The organism is Acinetobacter sp. TWP2-2-3 (assembly GCF_049896445.1).
Taxonomy (GTDB): Bacteria; Pseudomonadota; Gammaproteobacteria; order Pseudomonadales; family Moraxellaceae; genus Acinetobacter.
Genome location: NZ_JAFCUI010000005.1, coordinates 45,343 through 69,715 on the forward strand (window position 1 = coordinate 45,343; position 24,373 = coordinate 69,715).

A 24,373-nucleotide genomic window follows, 5' to 3' on the forward strand; every position below is an offset into this window, starting at 1 on the left:
CCTTCTTCGTTCTGCCACCATCAATTGACAGTGATTTGGCAGGATTCTTTTAAAACAAAGGAGTACGCCATGCGCTTACATCAATACTGTCCTTTATATTTCTATTTTTTTATATTTGTGCCGATTAGTGATTAGACCTAAGGCTATGCAATCAACAGCATAGCTGTATCGATGACTTTCTAAGAATAAAACTTTTTCAATTACATATTACTGATATGAAGATGACTCTCTCATGCTGTTTTGAGGGCCGTAGATCCGGGTGCTTTACCGTCTAAATACTTCAAAAAAACATAGATGTTCATTCAACCATTCATGACATGGGGGACACTGGTTCTTGTAAAAACTGGTGATACCTATAAAAAAGAGAAAATGATTATGTTTAAAACCTTCCTAAAAACTGCCCTTATTTCATCATTGCTCGCAGGTGCATCTTTCGCGCAAGCAGGTTGGTTCGCTCAAGCGAGTGAATCCTATCTTGTTCAAGCGCGTCATACAGGGAATGGAGTCTATCAATGTCTCTATAAAACCAATCCTGGTAATCGTGGCTGGAAAAATTTTACAGTGAACTTTCAGGGTGGTTGTCCGCGCTTTGTTCACTACAATGCCAATAATGGCCAAGTTACCGTGCCTAACTAAGCGGGTGAGATCATGAATAATAAAACTTTATTAGGCTTGGCTGCAATTATTGCCATGACGATCATGGTCGTGGCTGGTTTTTATTTTAATTCCAAGTCAAATGGCCAGGCAGACACAGTTGCAACCACTGCTAAAGCCAGTGTGCCTCAAGGGGAAGAGGCAGTAACATCAACTATTATTCAGGGTGGTGATGAGGTTACAAACACTGATAAGGCAGATCTTCAAGAGAAGGTCGTAGCACCAGAGAAAAAATCACGGATCCCGGCATTACTCAGTTTTGAATTTGATCTTAATCAGGATAGCACTGGGACAATTGAGTCCATGATTCCTTATCGGGATTTACCTGAGTTTGAACAAGCCAAAATTCGTCAGTATCAAAATTATATTTTTGAGAAGACTGCTAAAGATACAGGTAAGTCTGTGAATGATTTTAGCCTGCAAGAGCGTGGAGCTCTGGAAACAGAAGACCCTTCACATAGTGTCTATGTCTATAAATTCCATACTGGCAGTGATTGCGAAGTCCATATGGTCGATATCGATGCCAATACCGGTGATTATCAGGTCAGTTATAACTACTGCTAAAGCTTAACAGGTACAGCTGAATATCGAGTGAAGGACACATTTATAATGAATATCTTAATTAAACCTATTCTGCTTAGCACTCTCCTGGTCACCTCTGGATGGATGTTATCGGGATGTAGCTCAAGTTTAGACCCGAACACTTTTACCGTTGAACTGAGTGTTGAGGATACGAGTAACTGGTATGCTCAAAATCAAACAGCTACTGTCTTAACGATTCGCTCGAACTCTCCTGATCCTATCGAAGCAAAAAATGTGTCGATCAATAATGGTCAATGCAGCTATGAGGGATATCGAAGAAAAATTCAATATCCACAATTCTTTAAGATGGGGCAGGTGTTGAAATTGCAGTTAACAGGATGTGGATATAGCAATGTAGTACAGGTGGATGTTGAAACTGACAAGGGCAATGCTAGTTATAGCTTTCAATAAAGACTAAGCACAAAACCAGTCACGATTGACTTAAAGACAAAACCGCATCCTTCGGGGTGCGGTTTTTTTATGCCTGACCTTCCAGTTTTTTAATAGGAATTGATCTATGTCTTTCATCCATTGTCCTTATTGCCAGTCTGCCAATATCAAGCAGACCGAATCTGGACACCCTCATGAACAGTATTTTGAACAGCTACGGTATTTCCTTTCCCCAGCCCAGATGGCGCTGTTCGGAATAAAAATGGCGAAGAAGACCGGCGCTCCACCTTTAGTCGGTGCGATGGTTGGGGTGGTTATTGGTGGTGTGTTGGTAGTGGTCAGTCAGTATTATTTTGAACGGCACTATGGTAATGCCATGAATTTTATCTGCCAGGACTGCCAGCAGCATTTTGCCTGGGTCAAGCCTGCTTAATTGGCCTAATAGATAGATCCTCATAGGTCTAAATACGATCTAGCTTTGATCTCACAACCTTACATTTTTCAACACATGCTTTCTTCTAAGCATCTTCAATTTTTAAATTTTAAGATTAAGGAATATTAAATATGGCACATCAACTTGAACAAATGGCGTATGTCGGTGATACCCCTTGGCATGGCTTAGGTAATCAACTCACTCAAAATCAGTCGATTGAAATCTGGGCCCAGCAAGCAGGCATGGATTGGCGGATTGAATCCTCAAATGTCAGTTACATGGCACAGAATGAACGTGGCCAAAGCATCATCATGCCCTATGAAGAACAGCGAGTGCTTTATCGTTCCGATACTCATGCGCCTCTGTCTGTGGTCAGTCAACGCTATCAGGAAGTCCAGCCGATGGAAATTCTGGAGTTTTATCGGGATCTAACTGAGCAATCCGGTTTTGAATTGGAAACAGCAGGTGTTCTGAAAGGCGGTAAAAAGTTTTGGGCATTGGCTCGTACTGGGCAAAGCACAGCACTGAAGGGCAAGGATGTCAGTAATGGCTATATTTTGCTGGCGACCGCCTGCGATGGGACGCTTGCGACAACAGCACAGTTCACCAATATCCGTGTGGTGTGTAATAACACCTTAGCCATTGCTCTGCGTGGACAGAGTAGCAGTGCTGGTGTGGTGAAAGTGCCACACAGTACTAAGTTCGATGCTGACAAAGTTAAACAGCAATTGGGTATTTCAGTCCGTGCCTGGGATGAGCATATGTATGAAATGAAACAACTGAGTCAACGTAAGGTCACTCAAGGTGAAGCGGCTGCCTATTTTGATGCGGTGTTTAACAACACTAGCCTAAGCATTACAGATCAGGAGGAGAACATCATTCAGTTCTATCGCAATATCGCCACTGCAAATCCAGCCAAAGAAAAGTCTGAACCGAATGGACGTGCCATGACTAAAGTAATGGATATGTTTAATGGACAGGGGCGAGGTGCAGAACTCAGTTCGGCGAAAGACACAGCCTATGGTTTATTGTGTTCAATCACCGAGTTTGCTGACCATGAACGTCGTGCCATGAGTACTGATCACCGTCTCGATTCAGCCTGGTTTGGTGCAGGTGCTGCATTAAAGCAGCGTGGACTAGAACAGGCGCTTCGCTTAGTGGTTTAAGTTTCATTTAAGCCAGTGCTATTACAATAATGGTCAAGGGTCATGTAGATGATCCTTCTCCAGTGAAAATCCCCTTTTGCCACATCTCCAGATGTGGCTTTTTTTATGCCAAAAATTTTTACAGACCTCACTCCTTATAAGGATTAAAGCATGAATCAGATTGCACCGATAAATATCCCTCAACGAACTCATTTCCCAATTCCGAATGAGAGCAATCAATCAAACACAGTCGCTAAACGACCAACGATAGCCAAGCGTTTAGCCAATACCAAAAATATGGATTACCAGGAATGGCTGGAAGTGCGTAAGCAAGGCATTGGCAGTAGTGATGCCGCAACCGCCTGCGGCCTCAACCCTTACATGTCGATGCTGGAACTGTGGATGATCAAGACCGGTCGAACTCAGCAGAACGTTAATGATGACAGTTCAGGCATTGCACCGTTGTATTGGGGCAAACAGCTAGAGCCATTGGTGGCTGAGTACTACAGTCTGCACACCAATAATAAAGTCCGTCGGGTCAATGCCGTGCTTCAGCATCCCGATCCGGATAAGTCCTTTATGTTAGCCAACTTGGATTATACCGTGGTGGGGAGTGATGAAGTCCAGATCCTGGAGTGTAAAACAGCCGGGGAACATGGTGCCAGACTATGGCGAGATGGCGTGCCTTTATACGTACTGTGTCAGGTACAGCACCAACTTGCAGTGACAGGAAAACAGGCAGCGCATGTTTGTGTCTTGATCTGTGGGCATGAAACCAAGATCTTCAAAGTGACACGGTCTGAATCAGTGATTGAGCATATTGTTAAAGCAGAACGATATTTTTGGGAGTGTGTAGAAAACGATACTCCGCCATCAGTCGATGCCAGTGAATCCGCAGCTAAAGCGATTCAACAACTTTATCCAGCGCATGTACCTTTAACGGTAGAGGATCTTTCGCAAAATGAAAATGCCAATTTGATGTTTGAGCAGCTCATCAAAATGAAAGAAGAGATTCAGCATAAGCAGGAACGCTTTGACCAGCTCAAGCATGAAATTCAGATGCTGATGAAAGATGCTGAACGAGCCACCTTTGCCAATGGCTCTGTGGTCTGGAAGAAAGCCAAGGACTCCATCAGCCTGAATACCAAAGCATTGCTTCAGCATCAGCCTGAACTTATCGAGCTTTATCCACTGCAAAAACAGGGTAGTCGTCGATTCAATATCTATACCGACTAAGTCTGTTTCAGCCCATTCAAATAGCGATACACAAAAACAGCTCCCCGCCCTCCGTTCGCTAGGAATAGAGGGCAAACGGTCGCGGCTTTTGTAGCGAGCTATATACATATTTCTTGAATCAGGTGATCTGCATAAAGCTGGATGATCTGTACAAAATCAAATTGAGGAAAATAAAATGATTAAAGGTTTAGCGATTACACCACCTGCCCTGGGACGTATCAGTATCGGTCGGGTAGTAGAAAAGAATGGCAAACGCCTACCTGAAAAGGATGATCAGTTCACCATTACTTCCCAGATCCAAAGCAAAGAGAATGGCTGGATTAAGCATCCGCTGGATGAACAGCTTCGTGCACAAGCACCTAATCAGAAGCTTAGAACCATACCTGTGCGCCTGATTTTTAATGATCCTGATTTAAACCTACGTGCGGAGTACAGCCTGTTTGATCGACAGACTGGACGACCAGTATGTGTCGGCAATGGTGAAACATGCCAGCGTTTAACCAATCAAGGCGTAGAGCAACATCCTTGTCCATCCCCTGATTTATGCCCATTGGCTCAAGGAGGGAACTGCAAGCCCTACGGTCGCCTGCATGTGAATTTGGATGACTCTGATGAACTTGGAACATTTATATTTCGAACAACTGGCTTCAACAGCATCCGAACTTTAGCTGCACGGCTGAGTTATTACCATGCAGCTTCGGGAGGCTTATTGTCTTGTCTGCCTTTGCAACTGACTTTAAGAGGCAAAAGCACCACACAAAGCTATCGTCAGCCGGTGTATTACGTTGATCTAACTTTAAGGGATGGGATTAGTCTCAATGATGCCATTACTCAAGCCAAGCAAATTGATGAACAGAGCAAGCAGGCCGGATTCTATCAAGAGGCTGTAGATCATATCGCTAGACGAGGTTTTGCCAATGCAAGGTTTGAAACGGATATAGAGGAAGGGTTAGATGTACTGGAGGAATACTACCCTGAACAAGAACAGAACCGGGCGGTGGAGCAACAAGCTTCGCCTGAAGGGTTTGTTCAGGATATTCAGCAGGGGTTACAGCAAAGTGTAAGAGCTGTGAATTAAGCGAGAGGAGAGAAGATAGCTAACGTTAAATTTTACAGACCAGCTCTATTATTTGAGCGAATAGCCGCTCGCATCAATGATTAGGAGCTAGCCTCATGAATGCGTTTATCGGTCAAACATTTCAAATGAATCAACTCATCAGTATTAAGCAGGTCGTAGAATTTGTCGGGGTGGGGCGTTCTACCATCTACGAAATGATGGATGAAAACTCACCTTATTACGATCCTTCATTCCCAAAGAAAGTTAAAATCACTCAAAATCGTATCGGCTGGTCAGCTTATGAGATCCATCAATGGATTGAAAGTAAGTTGGCGAGTCGAGAATAACTAGGGAACTTTAGTTCCCTTATTTTTTTGTTTTCGCTAGCAGAGCCGCTATTTTAAATTTGAGAATACATTTAGCTATTAATACTAAATAACTCCTTCAAGCACGTATTGTTTTCTATTGATTTATTAGGTTGATGACAGGGTAGAGTATTTAGTTTTGTCATTATTTTCTTACCTGAATAAATATCCTTACTTTCTTTATAAGTGTTTGATTTTTAGATTTTTGATTGAAAAATATTGTACATTATTGTACTATTGCGACAGTTTGAAACCATGTTGCCAATACGGACGATAAACATGATTGAGCAAATAATGACTGTTAAGGATGTCGCAACGTACCTCAAGCTCAACGAGCGTACTGTGTATCGTATGGCCTTATCAGCAAAGATCCCAGCATTCAAATTGGGAGCTTCATGGCGCTTCAAGAAAGAAGAAATAGATAATTGGATAGCGCAGCAACACAATCAAATATCAAGTAATAAAGAGAGTTAACCAATCATGCTAGGGTTAAAATTACGTGAAGAATTTTCTGGTCATCGTATTAAAGGGACGATGATCGAAATGCATAATCGGAATGGCACGGGTGCACTGGATAAGTCTGCAAGTGAATTCCTGAAAATTACTTATCCTTCGATTGACATGCTTAAGACAATTGAGGCTGTACAGGCAGGTCGTGCAGAGCCTGTCGTTATTATTGGTGCACGCGGCCAGGGTAAATCGCATCTCATGGCTGCACTTTCACACATGCACCAGGATCAGGATGCAACGGTAAATTGGTTAAATGATTGGGCTGCGCGGTTAAATAACCCAGCTATTGCAAGTCTAAAGTTACAGTACGGTATGCATGTCATTACCGAAAGCCTTCACCTTCAACGTTACAAACATGTTTGGGATGTGCTTTTCAAGCAACACCCACATGGTGAGATTATCAAAGCTAAATGGGAGGTGCACGGTACTGAGGTGCCAGGCTACGACTTGATGCTTGAAATGGCTGAGAATAAGCCTTTCATTTTAATTCTCGATGAGTTTCAGACTTGGTTTGAAGGATTAACAAATTCCAGTCAACACAAGCGTAAGACCTGGGCATTTAACTTCATTCAAATTCTTTCAGAAATTTCAGAAAAGCATCCTGAGCTTCTAACACTTGTGGTGTCGGTACGCGAAGGAAACTCTGATGCGGCACAACAGTTGTTTCGTGTTAATCCGGTACGGATTGACTTCAAAGGACCGGAAGCCAAGCGTGACAGACAGCGTCTTTTACTCTATCGAATTTTCGAAAACAGGATGAATATTCCAGAGTCCGATATCGCAGTACTGATTCAAACCCATGTGGACGAATTTTTACGTCTGAGTCACATTTCGGGCTCTGAGCATGAGAAGCATCGACGGCAGTTTATAGAAGCTTGGCCCTATTCACCGCGTCTTCTCCAGTTGCTGGATGATCAAGTATTGATTGCAACTGAGACGCAAGAAACAAGGGACCTTTTGCGTATTTTGGTAGACGTATTTAAAGCATCTGGTGATGACACTGCAATCCTTACTCCAGCGCATTTCAGCTTAACTAGCGAAAAATCAGGTGTTACTTCGTTACTGGATTCTGTTGCAAGCCAGTTGCATCGGGATTTGCGTGAGAATGCGCTCCGTAACCTTGAGGCTGTAAAAAATGGCGTGCCTGCTGCTCAGGTACCACACCTTGAGGCTATCCTGTCAGCGTTATGGCTTCGCTCGATGTCATTAGAGAACCATGCCGGCGCTGAGCCATCAGAATTACAGTTGGATATCACTGAGCGAAAAGCGATAGATGACAACTTGTTTGCAGCAGAGCTTGCCATTATTGAAGATAATAGCTTTAACATTCACCGCCAGGCTAACCGACTAGTATTCAAGAATGAAGTGAATCCGCAGGCTAAGCTATTGGCTCACGCCAAGAATGACAAGCTCTTCCAGAACGATCAGGATGTAGAACATCTTGCAAAAGAAATTCGTTATGCGTTAGTAGGTGATGGTAACCAGTCGAATATTTACCGAACTATCGTATTAAAGAAACAATGGCAAACTGCACCTTGGTCTGATGTTGAAGAGAAAGACCACCCTCAATATTGGGATAACCGTATTCCGGTGGTTGTAATGCCCAAGGCTTCGCTTGATAACAAAGAGTTGGGTGAATGGCTGAAAACTCATGTTACAAAGGCACGAAACACAGTACGTTTTCTACTGCCACGCGTAGGTACTGCTGACATCTTCTATGATAAGTCATTGCTCATATTGGCCAGAGCAGTCTATTTAGCAAGCGATTGGAAAAATTCCGAGCGTGAATACGTGCAGTTACACCTCAAATATCAAAAAGAACTACGTGAACAGTTGCAGTCCCGCTTTGATCGTTTTGCTGTGTTAGTGGTATGGAATTTCGCCGATCCGGCGCAATGTGAATTTGAGATCTCGCAACACGGTGCTGAAGGGCTGCAGATCCTTGAAAAGCTGGATGAGAAAATCCGTAATGAGCTGTTCATTCCAGAGGAATTTGATAGCATGCTGCTTAATGCTGCTACAAAGAGCCGTAGTGTGGCAGACCTTATCGAACAATTGAAAGAACCTGCCTCTAAAGGGGCCGAAAGCATTCCATGGCTAGGTGAAACAGCTATTAAAGAGCGCATCGGCCGAGCCTGTGCCGAAGGCAAGATCGCTATCAATGCTAAGGGTAGTCTTTATGAGAAAAAGCCGTCAGAAAGCGTAGAAGACGCTTGGTATAGGGTGCGTGGCAAGCTAGGTAGCGGTAAAGATCTAGAAGAAACCACCTTACATTTGCCGGGAGGATCTGTCGGTTCGGGTGGCTCTGTTCCAGTGCAGCCTGTACCAGAAGAATTGGGAGATTTAACCGGAGGTGGTAATGAGCCCCTACCGGGCAATGGTGGTCCAATGCCTTCAAATACCCCAAACCCTAGTTCACTTTTCGGTAGTTCAGCTGGTTCTGTTGCCCACCACAGCGCTCAGAACACTTCTACTCTGAGTCTACTCGGCAAGCTTGAGCAGTGGGGTATTAATAAATTTAGTAAGGTCAAAGAAGTTAAATTATCCACTTCACAGCTCACTGGAGCACAGTTAGAGCATCTACTGAAGAATCTACCAGATGGGGTTACCTACTCTCTGGATTTGGATAAAGAACAATAAGTAATAGGCAAACGCATATGGATAAGTCACTGATCGCTGATATACACAGACTACCTGCACAGGAAGCATGGCCGAAAATCTTTTCTGCCCTTTGGTCCTTGTTTGCTGAGCCAATCCGAAAAGATCTGGCAGATGCAAAAACGACCGAACGAGACAGAGCCATTAAACCTCTAGATGATGTATTGGCTGGTAGTGCTTGGGATTTGTGGTCGAGTTTCGAGAATGCTTCCCCAAGAACTGTGGATGCACTGAAAGCGTTCTGGCAACGCCAAACAACACCGAAAGCTATCCTGATACTTGATGCACTGTCACTTCGTGAAGCACCTTGGATACTGGAAGGAGCACAGCAACGTGGATATACCATTCATGGCGCATGTACAACAGCCTCGGAACTGCCAGGTGATACCACACCATTTGCACGAGCACTAGGCTTTGGTCAACGTACCAAATTGCAGAACAATCAAGGTCAAAGTGCAGATTTTGTGAATGCTTTTACCGAATCTACAGATCTGCCCTGGGTTGATTGTGCGACATTGATAAAAGCGGACCCGAATATTATTTTCTGGCATCACTGGCCGGATGATCGTATGCATCACCTTGCTGAACAAGGTGCAGGTTATAGGGTATTGGCGAAAGAAGCCGCCGAGGTGTTAACCGGTGATGAGTTCTGGACTTTTGTAGATAAACTGGCTACTGGTCGTCGCTTAGTAATTACAGCAGACCATGGATATTCAAATCCTGCATTGTTTCCCGATGTATACCCGGAAGACCAGAAAACTTATTTGAAAAATCAGTTCAAATCAGGTCGTAATAATGAAGTAAAAGACGCAGAAACTGAGCAGCATTGGGTACCACCTCTGTCGCAGGTGCTGACGACACAACATGGCAATTGGAATATCGTTCTAGGTCGGAAGAAATGGCGTAGCCAGGGCGGTTACCCAAGTTTAGCCCATGGTGGCTTGAGTCTGTTAGAAGTGGCCGTACCTTTCATTGAACTATCGAAACCCAACAGCTAATTGTGAGCACATATTGCTCATTGGATAAAATTTTTATGGCATTTAAAACAAAAGCCCAACTGACTGAAGTTCTGGTAGCTGAAGCTGTCGGCGCGGGTAAAAAAGCTTATCTAGAGTCTGTCGACTTTTCTGACCCTAATCGCTCATTAACCTGTCTTGAGGTTGATTTTCCTATTTTGCCGATCAATCAGATTGCACAAATTGAAGGGAATGCAGGGAAGCCTATTTATCAAATGAGCAAGTGGTGGGCACGTCGTCGATCAAGTGTATTCCGCTCTATGTTGATTGCTGCAGCAACCAAAGCACCAGATGATCCATCTGAAGCTGCAAAATTGGTATGGGATAACTACTATGCTAATCACCAAAATAACGAAGCGTTTAGGAAACTCAAAGTAGCTGACATCTTTATGGGTGGCGGTACTACTCTGGTGGAAGGTGCGCGTCTAGGTATGCAGATGACGGGTAATGATTTGAACCCGGTAGCCTGGTTGGTTGTGAAGAATGAATTAGCTGATGTAGATCTAGATGAGGTCAACAAGCTATTTGATCACATTGAGCGAGAAGTTAAGCCGCAGATCATGCCATTTTATGCTTGCGAAGGTCCCAACGGCGAAAAAGGTAAATGGACACAACGCTCGACAGGAAAAGTTATGGGTGATGATTTTGATCCGCTTGCTCTAATGCCGGAAGAACGTAAAGACTATAAGTACGAAGGCCCAGAGGTAATTTACACCTTCTGGGCGAAGCATGGCCCTTGCGCAGCTCCTGGATGTGGCCATCGCACACCACTTATGACATCCCCTGTTGTAGCGGTGAAATCGTTGTCTGTTAAAAGCTGGGAAGGTATTGAATGCCAGCATTGCACTAAGAGCTTTGACATTGAGCGGCATGAAGCTCGTATGGCTCCGGATGTGCCGCTTGTAGTAAGTGATTCAGAAGCCCCATATACCATTATGGATAACACCGGTAACTACCAGTGTCCTCATTGCCAACATCAGTATCGTGATGCAGTGGCAGCACAAAATGGTGAATCCTTAAACTTACCGAAGAGGATGAGCAAGAATAAAAAAATTGATCTGACTTTATTGGTTCATCCTGATTGGCTGAAAGGCTCATCACAGACTGATGAACAAGGTATCTTTGGTGGAACATCTATTAGTGAGGTGGGAGCAACGCAGCGTTGGAATTTGCACAGAACAAATACTCTGAAGCTGATTGAAGTACGAGGCAAGCTACCGGATGAAATTACCTGCCCTGATTCAGGTGTCTTAATAAATACTCAACAAGGAACGATTCCTAAGAAGTCTACTTTTACCTGCCAGGAAAACACTTGTGGTCGCCAGCAGGACGTACTCGATAGCATCAGAGCTTCTGGTCAGACAGGTCCTATGGCCGCTTACGTATTGCAATGTTATTCGCCTAGACGAAATGCAATGGGTGCTCCCTATAATGGTCGTTACTTTGCTCCAGCCGATACCAATGCAGCTAAACGACAAAATTTGGCAGTATCAGAATGGGAAAAGAGGAAACACTCAGATTTATACGGCTATTGGCCGGAGTCAGAATTGCCCTATGGGTTTATGACACATCACCTACAAGGTGGTGTACCTAATCATGGTTTCACTCACTGGAATACCATGTTTAATCCATTACAGCTTTTAATCCATGCACAAATTTTAAAAGCTATCGATACTTCATATGGTTTTAGTGACACAAGCAAAGAAATTGTACTAGGCGCTTTTCAGCAATATCTACGTAATCAAAATATGTTTTGCTTCTGGAATCCTCAGCGCGATACACCTGAGCCGATGTTTAGTAACAATAATTACCATCCCAAATCGACAGTAATTGAAAACTCAGTATTTGCTGATTTGGGGAGAGGAAATTGGTCATCCTGCCGGGCAAATACTCTGAAAGGTCTAGAGTGGTGCAAGCAGCCATGGGAAACCGTCTCGAACGAGATGCTGAGCAACATGTCCGACGACATTGGTAAATTGGTCAGCGGGAAAAGCTCCAAAACCATGCCAAACGACCCTGTGCTGCCAGGTACTTTGGTTACTTGCGGCTCATCTACTGAGTTAAAGCAATACGCTGATCAGTCTTACGATTTGGTGATTACTGATCCTCCTTTTGGTGGCCTGCTGCATTATGCTGAATTGGCAGATTTCTTTTACGTTTGGCTACGTCTGTTGCTGAAGGATAAGTATCCGGAGATCTATGCTGGAGAATATACCCCAAAAACACTGGAGGCAGTGTCGAACAAGGCACGTCATCCTGATGACCCTGATGCCTTTTACAAACGCCTGCTAACCGAATGTTGGCGTGAAGCAAATCGTTTGCTTAAACCAGGTGGTATCTTAGCCTTTACCTTCCACCACAGCGAGGATGAGCCTTGGGTGGATGTGTTAGAAAGCTTATTCGATGCAGGATATTATCTTGAAGCAACTTATCCGATCCGCAGCGATGAAACTAAGGGTAAAGGTGAGTTTGGTTCCAAGACGATTGAATACGACATTATCCATGTATGCCGTAAGCGTACAGAAGCTCCTAGTAAAATAAGTTGGGCGCGGTTGCGTCGAAAAATCTTAGCAGATGTAAAACAACTTCAAGATTTATTAGAACATCATCAAACTGGTGGATTGCCAATAGCAGATATTCAAGTAATTAAGCGAGGTAAAGCACTTGAATATTTTTCGCGACACTATGGTCAAGTCTATGTTGAAGAAGGACGCGAGTTTACTGTTAATGAGGCCTTGGTAGGTATTAACCAAATTCTTGATGATCAATCGGAATCAGAATCGGGTGGTACACCCGTTGTATGTGAACCAAATACCCGGCAATTTTTACGTATCTTTTCTCGTCAAGCATCAGTGGAACGGGATCAGATGCAAAAATTTCTTCGAGGTAGTGGTATAGCACCATCAACGTTTATCGCTTTTGGATGGGCGACTGAAACAACCCGCCCTAAAGCTTTTCACTGGCGTTCTCCTCTTGAATTTGCTCAAGAGCGTATGATCAATAAACGAAATTTAAGCCGAGATTTTGATCAAGCTATGTTGTTGGTTGGTGCCTGCTATCCAGAAAGTGGCATTAACACGAAGAAAATTCTAAATGAAAACTTTAAGCCTCACCCAGCATTAGGACATTTGTTGGATTGGCTTGTACATAATGGTGCAGACGGTACTATGCGTACGGCTACAATAACAGCACGTCAACTTTATACCCGCTGGGAGGCGGAGCATCAGTCTGTAGTACAGCAGCAGATATCCTTGTTTGATATGGAAGGTGAAGTATGAGTGGTGTGCTGACCGACGAAAAATGGAAACGACGTGGGATCTCTGTGCTGTGGTGCGGCAAAACTCTGGCTGAGCTGAATGCAGCCAGCCAGGTTATAAGCTTGCGCCAATTTATTGGCTTTTATGAAGCAGGTTGGCCAGATGATATGCCCCTGCTGAATGATGATGGCTTGTATGTTGCAGGGCTGGATGTGGCTGTGGATGCTTTATCGCCGGAAGATGCACTTGAATGGTTGGAATCTGAGATTTATGAAATGATTTATGACTTCCAGAACCATGCCGATGCTGCATTGATTTTCTGGATGCCTGATCAAGGTCGTTGGAAGGAAGAGGTTACAACCAGTACCTACCACTGGTATCTAGCCGGTAAATATGATGCTCAGGTATTCCCACTAGGGCAATGTATCTGGAATGGTGCACAGAAGGATGTACGTCGAATTGAATCTGCTTCTAGTAGCAGGAATAACGAATGGCTGGGTTTATACCTTGAGCGGATTAGCTAACAGGAGTAAACATGAATTTTCAACCTGGTGAACGCGTCAGCCATTATGAATTCGGTCAAGGTGTTGTTATCTCCTCTGCTGGCGGTTACGCTCGTGTGTTCTTTCCTCAAGGTGAACGGCAAGTACCTGTCAGCACTTTGGTGGCTGCACTTAGCCATAATGAGCGTGTGGTGGCAAATATTGGTAGTTGCCTTGACAGTGTCACAAAGGCGTGGCTTTCTTGGAAAGCACACGAATTACCACTTCAGGATTCTGCAAGCTCACTGACCTCAGCCAAGATTGATTTGCTGCCTCACCAGGTGGTATTAACTCATCGTATTGCCTGTGCGAGTCCACGGCGTTTTCTGATCGCAGACGAAGTGGGATTGGGTAAAACCATTGAAACTGCTTTGGTATTGAGAGAATTGGCCAGCCGTGGAGAATTGAACAGGGCACTAATGGTGGTACCTGCTGGTCTAGTAAACAATTGGCACCGTGAATTAAATGAAGTATTTAACCTGAATTTTGAAGTATTTGGTCGTGAAGGTGATGTTAGTGACCGACATAGCAATGCATTTGCTAAACACAACTTATTGATCGCCAGTATTGATACTTTAAAACGACCTGCCAGAATCAAAAAGATACTCGAAGCACCTCGATGGGATTTAATCGTCTTTGACGAGGCCCATCACTGTACAGCCTATAAGCAAGGCGGTAAAACGCGAAAGACTCAGAATTATAAGCTTGCTGAGGCGTTGCGTGACCACAGTAGAGACATGATTTTACTCTCTGCTACACCACACCAAGGTGACCACTTTCGGTTTTGGAAACTGATCGACCTACTTGATCCTACCCTGTTTTCCAGTGAAACTGAGATGGTAGAAGAGCGTCATCGCCTGAATCCAATCATTTTTCGACGTACTAAGGCCGATGCCTGTAAAGCGGATGGCTCTACCTTATTTGCTCGGCGTTGGGTGCATACAGAAGCTTTTTCCATGTCTGACAAAGAGCGTGACTTTTATAATGCTTTGAATGAATACTTGCGTGATGGCTTTGCGTTGGCGAAGAAGCAAGGTGGCAAAGGTACGGCACTAGGTTTTGTAATGACGATTTTCCAGAAAATCGCAGCATCTAGTTTTGCAGCAGTGCATCGGACTCTCAGACGACGACTTTTAGCATTAACTGTACATGAAGGCTTAATGCATGATGAAAATCTAGATATCGACGCTAGAGACTTTGCATTTAATGAGGCCAAAGAGCAAATCCGCATTGAGTTTGATTTAGGCCATGATCGGCTTTCAGAACTTGAGATTGACCGAATTCTGAATGACATCAAGCGTCGTCTCATCAAAAAAATTAATGAAGAGCAGTTAGCCACAGCATCCGATACCTTTGCTGACGAGCTTGAGACCGCTGCCGCTGAAAATGCTGCGATGGAAGCTGTTGCATATGCGCTGCCAGAAGAACGATCCCGCATTAAAGAGTTACTAAGCTTATTCCCTGCCACACGAGAAACTAAAGTAGATAAGCTTATTGGTGCTTTAGGTGTACTTTGGCAGCAAAATCCGGAAGAGCGTATCGTAATTTTCGCCACATATCTGGGCACTGTAGAAATGCTGGGCGAGCAGATTGAAAAGGCTTATCCAGGGCAAGGTGTAGTTGTTTTAAAAGGTGGTGATCATGGCAGTAAGCTTGCTGCTGAAAGACGCTTTAAACAAGCGAATGGCCCAAGGATCATGATTTGTACCGCAGCAGGCAGGGAAGGTATTAACCTACAACATGCCAGAGTGTTATTTAACTTCGATTTGCCATGGAATCCAATGGATATGGAACAGCGGATCGGGCGTATTCACCGTTATGGTCAGAGAGACACCGCCCAGGTTTATAATCTGGTACTGGGTGACACTATTGAAGGTCGCATCTTCCTGCTTCTAGATGAAAAACTAGAAGAAATTGCCAAAGCACTTGGTAAAGTGGATGAGAAAGGTCAGATAGAAGAAGACCTTCGATCTCAGATTCTCGGTCAGCTATCAGAGCAGGTGAACTATCAGCAGCTTTACTCGCAGGCACTTCAAGATCCTGAACTGAAGCGTACTCGTCTGGAACTTGAGGCCGCCATGGATAATGCAAAACATGCAAAAGATGCGGTATTTGAGCTGTTTCAGGATTTGGAAAGCTTTAGTTTGGCTGACTACGCACCATTATCCGATAATAAAGATTCTATAGATGACCTGATCCAATTTATGCAGAAAGCATTGCCATACGAAGGGGAGACCATTGAGGTTCGAGGACAAAAACAATTTGCCTTGGTGAAAGATGGTCTTGATCAGATTCTGTTTACCACGGATCGTGAAGAGGCGACTAAGTCAGAAAAGCTGCATCTTATTGGTTTGGATCATCCGGTTATTTCAGAACAGCTCGAAAAATACCGGAATTTTGATCCTGAGTACTTGGGCTTTTACTCAAGTGAGCTGAATCATGGTGAATCAGTTTCTATTTGGGAAGTACGGGCTGCCAATGATAAAGGGCATAATGTCCATTCAATCATGAAGCTGGCTGTTGATGGTGATGGTAATCGCTTGCCTCATTTAGAAAAGCAAATAGATGCTATTTTTAAAGCAAGCAGCAACAATAGAGAAACGTTGCTGGATTTGCATAAGATCGAGGCGGTTCTGGAGCGTGAGCTTCACCACAGAAACATTGTTAAGTTTGAGCAGTCATACTCAGCTAAGCTTATTGGATTGGCATGTGGATAATTAAATGCCAAAAACTTGGCTTAAGATTCAATTTAATTTCCGGAATATATAACTTAGATTTGAATAAACAATGATTTATTCCAAAGCCTAACAAAAAGTTTTAGGATGGGGTTAATATGGGTAATTTAGAAATAAAGTATAAAAAATAAGATATTGAATATTGTGGATTATTTTAAATAATTCGACTTCCACCATCTCCATCTTTTCAAGAAAATTAATTAAACCGCTTCATTTTTAGATTCTGGGGTATAGCGTTGTCCACTCATAATGTTCTCTCCTATGCAAAAAGAATCTACGATATTTGTCTAGGAGAGTGGTGGCTATTCAGCTCTAAATAGAGGGGGGGTGTCTTCTTTAAGATAACGAAATTCTAGCATGATATAAGAACAAACTTGCAAATCGATAAATTATAACCCCCTGTAATTTTAACAAAATATTTTTTGAGATTTAATCCACTAAATCTAATTTGGAGAAAAAATGAGTACAAGATTTTTCAATATTAAAAAGGTTTTTAAAAACAAAGGGTTATTTTTTAAATTCTCGTGACGCTTTTGAAGTATCTTCCTGAATGCTAACGATCAGTCCTACAGGATCACGCTGCTGAAATCCAAGATGGTATTGATAATTGCCTAGCAAGCTTTTAACTAATGCCAGTCCTAAACCATGGCCATGCTGCTGAGCCGATTTTCGCCAGAAGCGCTGTCCTAAATGTTGGATATCCTGTGCTGTAAGTTGTTGTCCATCATCTTCAATCACCAGGCAACCAGACTGCATGGAAATCCAGATATGGGCAGCCTGTGCATGCAGCAGTGCATTTTCAAGCAGATTTTTCAGTACGGTATACAGCACAAATTCAGGTAGCTGAATTTCACCCAGGCTCCAGTTCACCTGTATTTTTTCATTCATTTCTGGATAGCGTGTACTTAAGTCTGCAAGGACCTTCTCAAGTGTGGGGCGAAGCCAGATAGTCTCAGTCATTTCCTGGATACTGTTTTCCGATTGGGTCAGTAATAAAAGCTGCTCGAGTAACAGCGTATAACGCCGGATACTCTCATTGGCCTGCTGCAAATTGTGCTGAATGGATTCAGGCAGATTCTGCTGTTGACTAATCAGCTGGGCCAGTTGTACATGAGTTTTAATTGCGGTCAGGGGACTGCGTAATTCATGTGCAGCATAGGCACTAAAGGCTTTCTCCTGTTGCAGACTGTCATTAATTTTCTGAATCAACTGCGTGGAATTGTTGACAAAAGGCTGTACTTCCTGGGGAATGCTTGCAGGCTTGAGCTGCATTAAAAAATCTGCCGCCTCTGAATAGTTAAGGTTTTTCTGGTTCAGGTATTGACTGAGCTGATCCAAAGACCGGAACTGTCTGCGGATAATAAAGATGATCAAGGCAATACAGATCAGCAGTGAGAAGACTAAGGGAACCAGTACGGCCTGCAGAATCTGCTGTAGTAGGGTATCCCTCAAGAACATGCGTTCTGCCGCCACCACCTGAATATCGCCACGACGCAGGACATAACTGCGCCATTCCGTATCACCCTGCTGCCAGGTGCTGAATCCTTCTGGTCGTTGGCTTAAATTTTTTGGGGCACCGCGTGTTTTGGCAATGATCTGATTGCCTACCGAGACGTCAGAGCTAAAAAGAGAGACTTCACAGGCAATTAACTGGTTTACCTCATCATTCTTGGCTAATTTTGATAAGGTTGCATCCCCCAGACTATCCAGCGGTAACTGCTGAATCAGCCGGGCAACCATTTGCGCAGATGCCGATAAGCGTTGATCCAGCGTGTCTTGTAAGCGTTGTTTCAGGTCAATATACAGCCATGAAAATACCGCACTCCACAACACAATAAACACGGCCAAAAGACTCATGACCAAACGCCATTTCAAGCTGTGACTAAACATGACGTTGCTCAAACGGTTTGAAAATATATCCCACACCACGAATGGTCTGAATCAAGTCTGGATGCAGTTTTTGTCTTAGGTGATAAATGTGTACATTCAGGGCATTGCTCTCGATAGAGTCCTGGAAGCCATAGAGCTTGTCAATAAGCTGTTCATTTTTCAGGATCTGGTTGGGGTGGCTCATCAGGGTTTCCAGCAGGCTGAATTCACGGCGAGATAAATTCACAGCCTGGTCTTGATAGGTCACAGTCTGGGTATCCCGGTTCAGAACCAGTTCATCAAATTGCAGTGTATTCGAGGCAAAGCCACGGTGGCGACGGGTGAGAGCATGAATCCGAGCAATCAGTTCCTCCAATTCAAAAGGTTTGGTCAGGTAGTCGTCGGCACCGGCATTCAGGGCCTGAACACACTGATCGGTCCGCAGCCGTGCCGTCAATACCAGTACCGGGAGATCAATCTGGTCGCGTCGCCAGCTGTGCAGCAAATCCAGGCCATCCTGATCCGGCAGGCCTAAATCCAGTAAACATAAATCGACTGCACTATGCCGGATAAAATAATCCGCAGCACGTGCGTGACTGACATGCTCCACTGAAATATTCAGATAGTTCAGAGCAGCACAAATGCTCTGTGCGATATAGGGATCATCCTCAACCAATACAATAAACATAGAACATCCTGATCAAACTACCATTATTTTATAAATGATTTGGGCTGTTAATGTTGCCTTAATTTTAGTTTTTCAATAATGCAGTCCTAACAGGAGGAGATCAGCTGGATGTTGAAGTGGATATTGGGTGCCGTGATCGGCGGTGGAATCATGACGGGAGCTGCACATGCAGATTTTTTACCACCGGATCAGGCTTTTCAGTTTCAGGTGGTTTCTACAAGCCAGACTCAGGCAGAGCTTAGCTGGAAAATCGCAGAGGGTTATTATCTGTATCATGACCAGCTTAAAGTGTCTCATCAGCAGACCCCAGTCAAGTTGGCATTGCCCAAACCCGAAGACAAAGATGACCCCAATTTCGGTTTGACCCAGGTGCATTATGGGCAAGTCAAAACCAATCTGAATGTCCAGCCCAACCAGCAGTTTGTGGTGCAGTGGCAGGGCTGTGCAGAAAGCGGTTTATGTTATCCGGTGCAACGCACCACAGTAACAACTGATGCAGATGGTTTATTTTCAGCGCAAAACTTGAGCAAGCCTCAAAAGCTGCTGGCCAGCACTACACAGCCAGAAGTAAACGAACAGATTCTGACCGCTCAGAAAGATGAGCTCCAAGCTATAGAGCAAACTCCAAGTACAGATCAAGCACTGACCGAAGAAAAGGTAGAGGAAATGCAAGTTACTGCAGTTTCCGAACCTGTCGTTCAGCCTGAGATGGAATTAACAGAGAAAAACGACTCACTCATTGCAGAGCCTAAAAATCAAACTTCGTCAGCAGGCATGAATAGCCAGTGGAACAATGACCAGTATTTTTTAAGTTTGCTGTCGGAACAAGGTCTGTTGATTAATGCCCTGATTTTTCTCGGGCTTGGCATTCTGCTGGCATTTTTACCATGTTCTTTACCTTTAATTCCAATTTTAACAGGAATTCTGGTCCAGCAGCACCGAGGCTACCGTGCTGCGCTGATTGCGCTGGTCTTTGTTTTGGGTATGGCACTGGTCTATGCGGTCATGGGACTTGCTGTGGCACAGCTCGGTTACAGTTTTCAGCGCTGGTTTCAAAGTCCGGTATTCATCAGTATTTTCAGCATTCTGTTTATTTTGTTCGCACTTAATCTGTTTGGAGCATTTCAGCTGTCCTTACCCCAAGGCATGTTACAGCGTCTGGATCAATGGCAGCAAAAGCAGAAGGGTGGCACGCTGATTGGTGCTGGTCTCATGGGCGTGATCGCCGCACTGATTGTCGGGCCATGTATGAGTGCACCGTTGGCCGGTGCCTTAATCTATGTGTCTCAGCTTAATCAACCGATGCTGGGCGCCAGTTATCTGTTTGTCTTAGGCCTTGGGCTGGGCTTGCCGCTATTTATTGCTGCCGTATTTGGGTCCCATCTTTTACCCAAACCTGGCATATGGATGGATCGCCTGAAGTTTAGTTTTGGCTTTGTCATGCTGGCGCTGGCCTTGTATTTCGCCCGTCCACTATTGCCCGGCATTTTATACCTGAGCCTTTTGGGTGTGGTACTGATCACCTGTTCAGGCTACTTCTTGTTCAAGATGCTGCCTCATGTGCATCGGTCTGTAGCGAAAATAGGCCTGATGCTGCTCAGTGGTTTACTGGTCTATGCAGGAGGCATGCAGCTCTATCATGTCTGGAGTCAGGTACAGGTGGCCCATGTAGAATCACGGCTTGAATGGCAGAGAGTCAGTACAGCCGCAGAATTGCAACAGGTTTTAGCCAAACATCCTGCACAGCCGGTTGTAATTGATGTCTATGCAGACTGGTGTGTGGCCTGTCAACCGATCGAAAAGGAAGTGATTCCACGTAGTGATGTCCAGACAGCTTTACAAAATGTGGTTCGTATCAAATTAGACCTGACCCACTATCATCCAAGTCAGGATGAGCTGCTAAAAGAATGGCAAATCCTCGGACCACCCACCTTCATATTTCTAAATGCAGCGCATCAGGAACAGCGCGAGTTGCGTTTAACCGGAAGCTTTAGCGCGACACATTTGCTCGGTAAATTGCAGCAACTGCAAGGGGAACAACCATGATGATTTCCAGTGATGCATTGCATCTGGGACCTTTGATGTTGCCCTGGACACTCATAATTGTTGCTACTGGCTTGATGCTGTTATCTGCCGTCCTGTTTGGATTAGCCAGAAAGTATTCATGGTCTAAACAGCAGCTTGGACAAAGTCAGGATGTACTCTGGAGCAGTTTTTTGCTGGGGATGCTGGGTGCACGTCTTGTTTTCGTCCTGCTCAATGCCGAGCTGTATTTTGCAGCACCCATCGACATACTGAAAATCCAGGATAAGGGTTTTCATTTATGGGGAGGGGTGCTGATTGGTGCTTTGTGGTATCTCATTCGCAACAGACAGTTGCAGATCCGATTCAAAGCCATCTTGTTGATCATCTTTATACTTTGGATCGGGCTTGGGCTCGCGTTCAAATCCAGTCTAAAAACTGAAGCAGCGTTTCCTGATCTAGCCTTTGCTGGACTAGAACAGGAACGTCTGGGTACAGATAAGATTCCACTCAGCCAATTCATTGGCCAGCCCACGGTAATTAATTTGTGGGCGAGCTGGTGTCCGCCGTGTCATCGCGAAATGCCGGTATTGGCCAAAGCAGCCAAGCAGCATCCTCAAGTGAATTTTGTCATGCTGAATCAGGGTGAGGAGGTAGCCACCGTAAATGCCTATTTAAGAAAACATCAGTTTCAATTTAAACATGTCCTGCTGGACCCATATGGTGAACTGCCACAGCAGCTGAATAGTTTTGGCCTGCCAACGACGCTGTTTTTTAATGCTCAAGGCCAGCTGGTCGAGCGGCATATGGGGGAACTCAGTCCGGCCATGTTGCAGCAATATTTAAACAGAATTTCAGATCAACCTTAAAAAAACGGAAGAACTTAGTATGAACAGAATTTACCGGGTACTGGGTGCAGGCATGTTCCTGATCATGAGCATGCACACGCAGGCGAATATTAAACAGAATATTGAAAAACAGGGTTTTGTGTTTGTAAAACAGATTCCGGCACCGCAAGGAATGACCGGTTGGGTGGGGCATGAAGACCAGTACTCCAATACAGTATTTATCTCCAACGATGACAAATATTATATCAAGGGCGAACTGTTTGATGCGCAAGGGAAAAGCCTGTCCAATGAGCAGATTGAAAAGCATATGAAAAAAGCGGTATTGGATGATGTCTGGAAAACCCTGGAAAAATCGACCTGGATTCAGGATGGCAAGCCGGATGCACCACGAGTGGTTTATGTCTTTTCCGATCCGAATTGTCCATATTGCTATAAATTCTGGCAGGCGGCTCGGCCTTGGGTCGAATCAGGCAAGGTACAGCTGCGTCATATTCAGGTCGGTGTGATCCGTGAAGAAAGCCGTGGTCAGGTGGCAACATTGTTAATGTCGAAAAATCCAGCAGCAGTTTTTAATGATATAAACAAGAATAAAGGCAAAAAGCAGCTCAAGAAAATGGCAAAGATTCCTGCAGAAATTGCTGCAAAAATTGATGCCAACCAGGCCCTAATGGGGAAATACGGCTTTTTCTCCACACCGTCGATGGCCTGGAAAAATAACCAGGGTGAATTTAAATCTACTCAAGGCCTGGCGATGGACGTCAAAGAAATTTTTGAACAATAAGATCGGATGAGATATGTCCACTTTGGATCATCCACGGGTATTGTTTGCTTTGGAATGAACCGCTCTGGCATGGAACCGGAGTGGTCTGGCATTAATTGCATTGGGTTTTGTGATTGAAAAATCCAACCTGTTAGTACAACTGGTCGATCATGAACATTATGCATAAAAAATAGCCTATGCACAGTGGATGGGAATTATGGTGATTGTATTCGGTTTGTTGGTCAATATCGCCTCGATCCTGCAATATCGACGGGGGATGGCATCACTGCGATCGCCGGAATTTATTGAAGGTTATTCTTTTTGGTTGCATTAAGAGGAGGGCTAGGCGCAATACAGTTCGTACAGTTTTTGCATCAGGCTCAAGACCTTGGGATCACTCAGACGATAGAAAATCTGTTTACCCTCACGTCGGGTGCTGACCATGTCGGCCTTACGTAGCACAGTCAGTTGTTGTGAAAGTGTAGGTTGATGAATGTCAGTGGATTCTTCAATTTCCTGAACATTCATTTCCCCGTCGACCAGAACACATAAGATTTTCAGACGATCAGGATTGGCTAAAACTTTTAGGCATTGGCTGACGAAATCGACTTGAGAAAAATCAATTTTGGCATTTTCAGCAATCATATCCATAAATGTCCTCACAACTTTTGATGTAGCCCGTGCAGTTTACATAATTTACCATAAAACTGCTTGATTAATATTTTTTATTATATAATATAAAAAAGTATATTGTATAGGGATTAATTCATCATGCATGACTTCCTCATCGCATTTATTGGCGGCTTAATGCTCGGGCTTTCTGTAGTTGGCTATCTTTACGTCAATGGCCGTATTGCAGGGATCAGTGGTTTGATTGGGCAAGTCTTAAACTCAAAAACCATGTTTAAAACACCTGCAATCTGGTTTTTATTAGGCTTAGTCCTCACACCGTTTATTTATGGTCTGTTTGTACAACCTGAAATCGAATTGAATGCTAGCCCACTGATGATGATTGTGGCAGGTCTGCTGGTGGGCTTTGGGACACGTCTGGGTTCGGGCTGTACCAGTGGTCACGGAATTTGTGGCATCAGTCGCCTGTCTAAGCGTTCTATCATCGCGACCATGACTTTCATGTTTGCAGGTTTTGTCGCTGTTTATATTATCCGTCATATCACAGGAGCATTCTAAAATGAAAAATGTGTTTGCCTTTTTATTTGGTGCGCTGTTCTCTGTGGGATTGATGGTATCGGGCATGTCCAATCCGGAAAAAGTACTCGATTTCCTGGATCTGTTTGGCGACTGGGATGCCAGTCTGGCCTTTGTCATGATGGGCGCGATTGCGGTGGCCTTTATTCCCTTCCAGAAAGCATTACGTACGGCGCAACCAAAAACAGTATTTAATGAACCTATTGATTTACCTAAAAATAATCAGATAGATAAAAAACTGATCACGGGTGCGGTTTTATTTGGTGCAGGTTGGGGCATTGCAGGCATCTGTCCGGCACCAAGTTTCACCTTGATCGGTTTGGGCCACTATCAAGTGCTCTATTTTATTGTAGCAATGCTGGTGGGTGTATGGATTCACCGTAAATGGTCAGGAGCTTAA

23 protein-coding genes are annotated in these 24,373 nt (G+C 44.2%); 20 read left to right on the forward strand and 3 right to left on the reverse strand.

Annotated features, from left to right (window positions below; all coding sequences use genetic code 11):
* The first annotated feature begins 375 nt into the window (after positions 1-375).
* From ACP7AK_RS08665 to ACP7AK_RS08730, 14 genes are all read left to right on the forward strand, one after another.
* A complete protein-coding gene (locus tag ACP7AK_RS08665; RefSeq protein WP_086044914.1) occupies positions 376-636 on the forward strand; it encodes a hypothetical protein in 261 nt (86 codons plus the stop codon).
* A gap of 12 nt (positions 637-648) precedes the next feature.
* A complete protein-coding gene (locus ACP7AK_RS08670; protein WP_125274920.1) occupies positions 649-1,218 on the forward strand; it encodes a hypothetical protein in 570 nt (189 codons plus the stop codon).
* 45 nt (positions 1,219-1,263) lie between these two features.
* The gene (locus tag ACP7AK_RS08675) at positions 1,264-1,647 is read left to right on the forward strand and encodes a hypothetical protein (RefSeq protein WP_086044078.1); all 384 of its coding nucleotides are present in this window, start codon (positions 1,264-1,266) and stop codon (positions 1,645-1,647) included.
* 106 nt (positions 1,648-1,753) lie between these two features.
* Positions 1,754-2,059: a hypothetical protein gene (locus tag ACP7AK_RS08680; RefSeq protein ID WP_370982330.1), complete on the forward strand. Its 306-nt coding sequence runs from the start codon at positions 1,754-1,756 to the stop codon at positions 2,057-2,059.
* A 131-nt stretch (positions 2,060-2,190) separates the two neighbouring features.
* On the forward strand, positions 2,191-3,225 hold the full coding sequence (locus ACP7AK_RS08685) for a DUF932 domain-containing protein (protein ID WP_125274919.1): 1,035 nt from the start codon (positions 2,191-2,193) through the stop codon (positions 3,223-3,225).
* Positions 3,226-3,375: 150 nt separating this feature from the next.
* Positions 3,376-4,440, forward strand: coding sequence for a YqaJ viral recombinase family protein (locus tag ACP7AK_RS08690; protein ID WP_125274918.1), 1,065 nt, complete (start codon positions 3,376-3,378; stop codon positions 4,438-4,440).
* Between the two features lie 175 nt (positions 4,441-4,615).
* Positions 4,616-5,518, forward strand: coding sequence for a hydrolase or metal-binding protein (locus ACP7AK_RS08695; RefSeq protein WP_425879598.1), 903 nt, complete (start codon positions 4,616-4,618; stop codon positions 5,516-5,518).
* A 95-nt stretch (positions 5,519-5,613) separates the two neighbouring features.
* Positions 5,614-5,844 carry a helix-turn-helix transcriptional regulator gene (locus tag ACP7AK_RS08700; RefSeq protein WP_005172256.1) on the forward strand — a complete coding sequence of 77 codons (231 nt, stop codon included), beginning with the start codon at positions 5,614-5,616 and terminating at the stop codon, positions 5,842-5,844.
* A gap of 297 nt (positions 5,845-6,141) precedes the next feature.
* Positions 6,142-6,336 carry a methylation-associated defense system helix-turn-helix domain-containing protein MAD1 gene (gene mads1 / locus ACP7AK_RS08705; RefSeq protein ID WP_078425550.1) on the forward strand — a complete coding sequence of 65 codons (195 nt, stop codon included), beginning with the start codon at positions 6,142-6,144 and terminating at the stop codon, positions 6,334-6,336.
* A 6-nt stretch (positions 6,337-6,342) separates the two neighbouring features.
* Positions 6,343-9,012 carry a DUF499 domain-containing protein gene (locus ACP7AK_RS08710; protein ID WP_425879601.1) on the forward strand — a complete coding sequence of 890 codons (2,670 nt, stop codon included), beginning with the start codon at positions 6,343-6,345 and terminating at the stop codon, positions 9,010-9,012.
* Positions 9,013-9,029: 17 nt separating this feature from the next.
* Positions 9,030-10,028: a hypothetical protein gene (locus ACP7AK_RS08715; RefSeq protein WP_425879603.1), complete on the forward strand. Its 999-nt coding sequence runs from the start codon at positions 9,030-9,032 to the stop codon at positions 10,026-10,028.
* A gap of 35 nt (positions 10,029-10,063) precedes the next feature.
* Positions 10,064-13,324 (forward strand): hypothetical protein, encoded by a 3,261-nt coding sequence (locus ACP7AK_RS08720; protein ID WP_425879605.1) that lies wholly within the window; start codon positions 10,064-10,066, stop codon positions 13,322-13,324.
* Entirely contained in the window at positions 13,321-13,827 is a 507-nt protein-coding gene (locus ACP7AK_RS08725) for a hypothetical protein (protein ID WP_425879607.1), read from the forward strand. The genes ACP7AK_RS08720 and ACP7AK_RS08725 overlap by 4 nt, the downstream gene beginning before the upstream one ends.
* 11 nt (positions 13,828-13,838) lie before the next feature.
* Complete coding sequence (locus tag ACP7AK_RS08730) at positions 13,839-16,562, forward strand: DEAD/DEAH box helicase (protein WP_425879609.1); 2,724 nt, start codon at positions 13,839-13,841, stop codon at positions 16,560-16,562.
* Between the two features lie 525 nt (positions 16,563-17,087).
* Here ACP7AK_RS08730 and ACP7AK_RS08735 read toward each other — a convergent pair.
* On the reverse strand, positions 17,088-18,470 hold the full coding sequence (locus ACP7AK_RS08735) for a sensor histidine kinase (RefSeq protein WP_005247067.1): 1,383 nt from the start codon (positions 18,468-18,470) through the stop codon (positions 17,088-17,090).
* Positions 18,463-19,137, reverse strand: a complete 675-nt coding sequence (locus ACP7AK_RS08740; protein WP_005247066.1) for a response regulator — start codon at positions 19,135-19,137, stop codon at positions 18,463-18,465. Before ACP7AK_RS08740 ends, ACP7AK_RS08735 begins: the two co-directional genes overlap by 8 nt.
* A 108-nt stretch (positions 19,138-19,245) precedes the next feature.
* Here ACP7AK_RS08740 and dsbD point away from each other — a divergent pair, with 108 nt between their 5' ends.
* From dsbD to ACP7AK_RS08760, 4 genes are all read left to right on the forward strand, one after another.
* Positions 19,246-21,183 (forward strand): protein-disulfide reductase DsbD, encoded by a 1,938-nt coding sequence (gene dsbD / locus ACP7AK_RS08745; RefSeq protein WP_045796119.1) that lies wholly within the window; start codon positions 19,246-19,248, stop codon positions 21,181-21,183.
* On the forward strand, positions 21,180-22,028 hold the full coding sequence (locus ACP7AK_RS08750) for a prolipoprotein diacylglyceryl transferase family protein (RefSeq protein ID WP_425879612.1): 849 nt from the start codon (positions 21,180-21,182) through the stop codon (positions 22,026-22,028). The genes dsbD and ACP7AK_RS08750 overlap by 4 nt, the downstream gene beginning before the upstream one ends.
* 19 nt (positions 22,029-22,047) lie before the next feature.
* Positions 22,048-22,788, forward strand: a complete 741-nt coding sequence (gene dsbG / locus ACP7AK_RS08755; protein WP_016659404.1) for a thiol:disulfide interchange protein DsbG — start codon at positions 22,048-22,050, stop codon at positions 22,786-22,788.
* 64 nt (positions 22,789-22,852) lie between these two features.
* Complete coding sequence (locus ACP7AK_RS08760; RefSeq protein ID WP_289844973.1) at positions 22,853-22,954, forward strand: hypothetical protein; 102 nt, start codon at positions 22,853-22,855, stop codon at positions 22,952-22,954.
* Between the two features lie 155 nt (positions 22,955-23,109).
* On the opposite strand, the gene ACP7AK_RS08765 is transcribed toward ACP7AK_RS08760, so the two are convergent.
* The gene (locus ACP7AK_RS08765; protein ID WP_005251415.1) at positions 23,110-23,418 is read right to left on the reverse strand and encodes an ArsR/SmtB family transcription factor; all 309 of its coding nucleotides are present in this window, start codon (positions 23,416-23,418) and stop codon (positions 23,110-23,112) included.
* A gap of 120 nt (positions 23,419-23,538) precedes the next feature.
* On the opposite strand from ACP7AK_RS08765, the gene ACP7AK_RS08770 reads away from it, so the two are divergent.
* Complete coding sequence (locus tag ACP7AK_RS08770; RefSeq protein WP_005247059.1) at positions 23,539-23,955, forward strand: YeeE/YedE family protein; 417 nt, start codon at positions 23,539-23,541, stop codon at positions 23,953-23,955.
* A 1-nt stretch (position 23,956) separates the two neighbouring features.
* Entirely contained in the window at positions 23,957-24,373 is a 417-nt protein-coding gene (locus tag ACP7AK_RS08775; protein ID WP_005404969.1) for a DUF6691 family protein, read from the forward strand.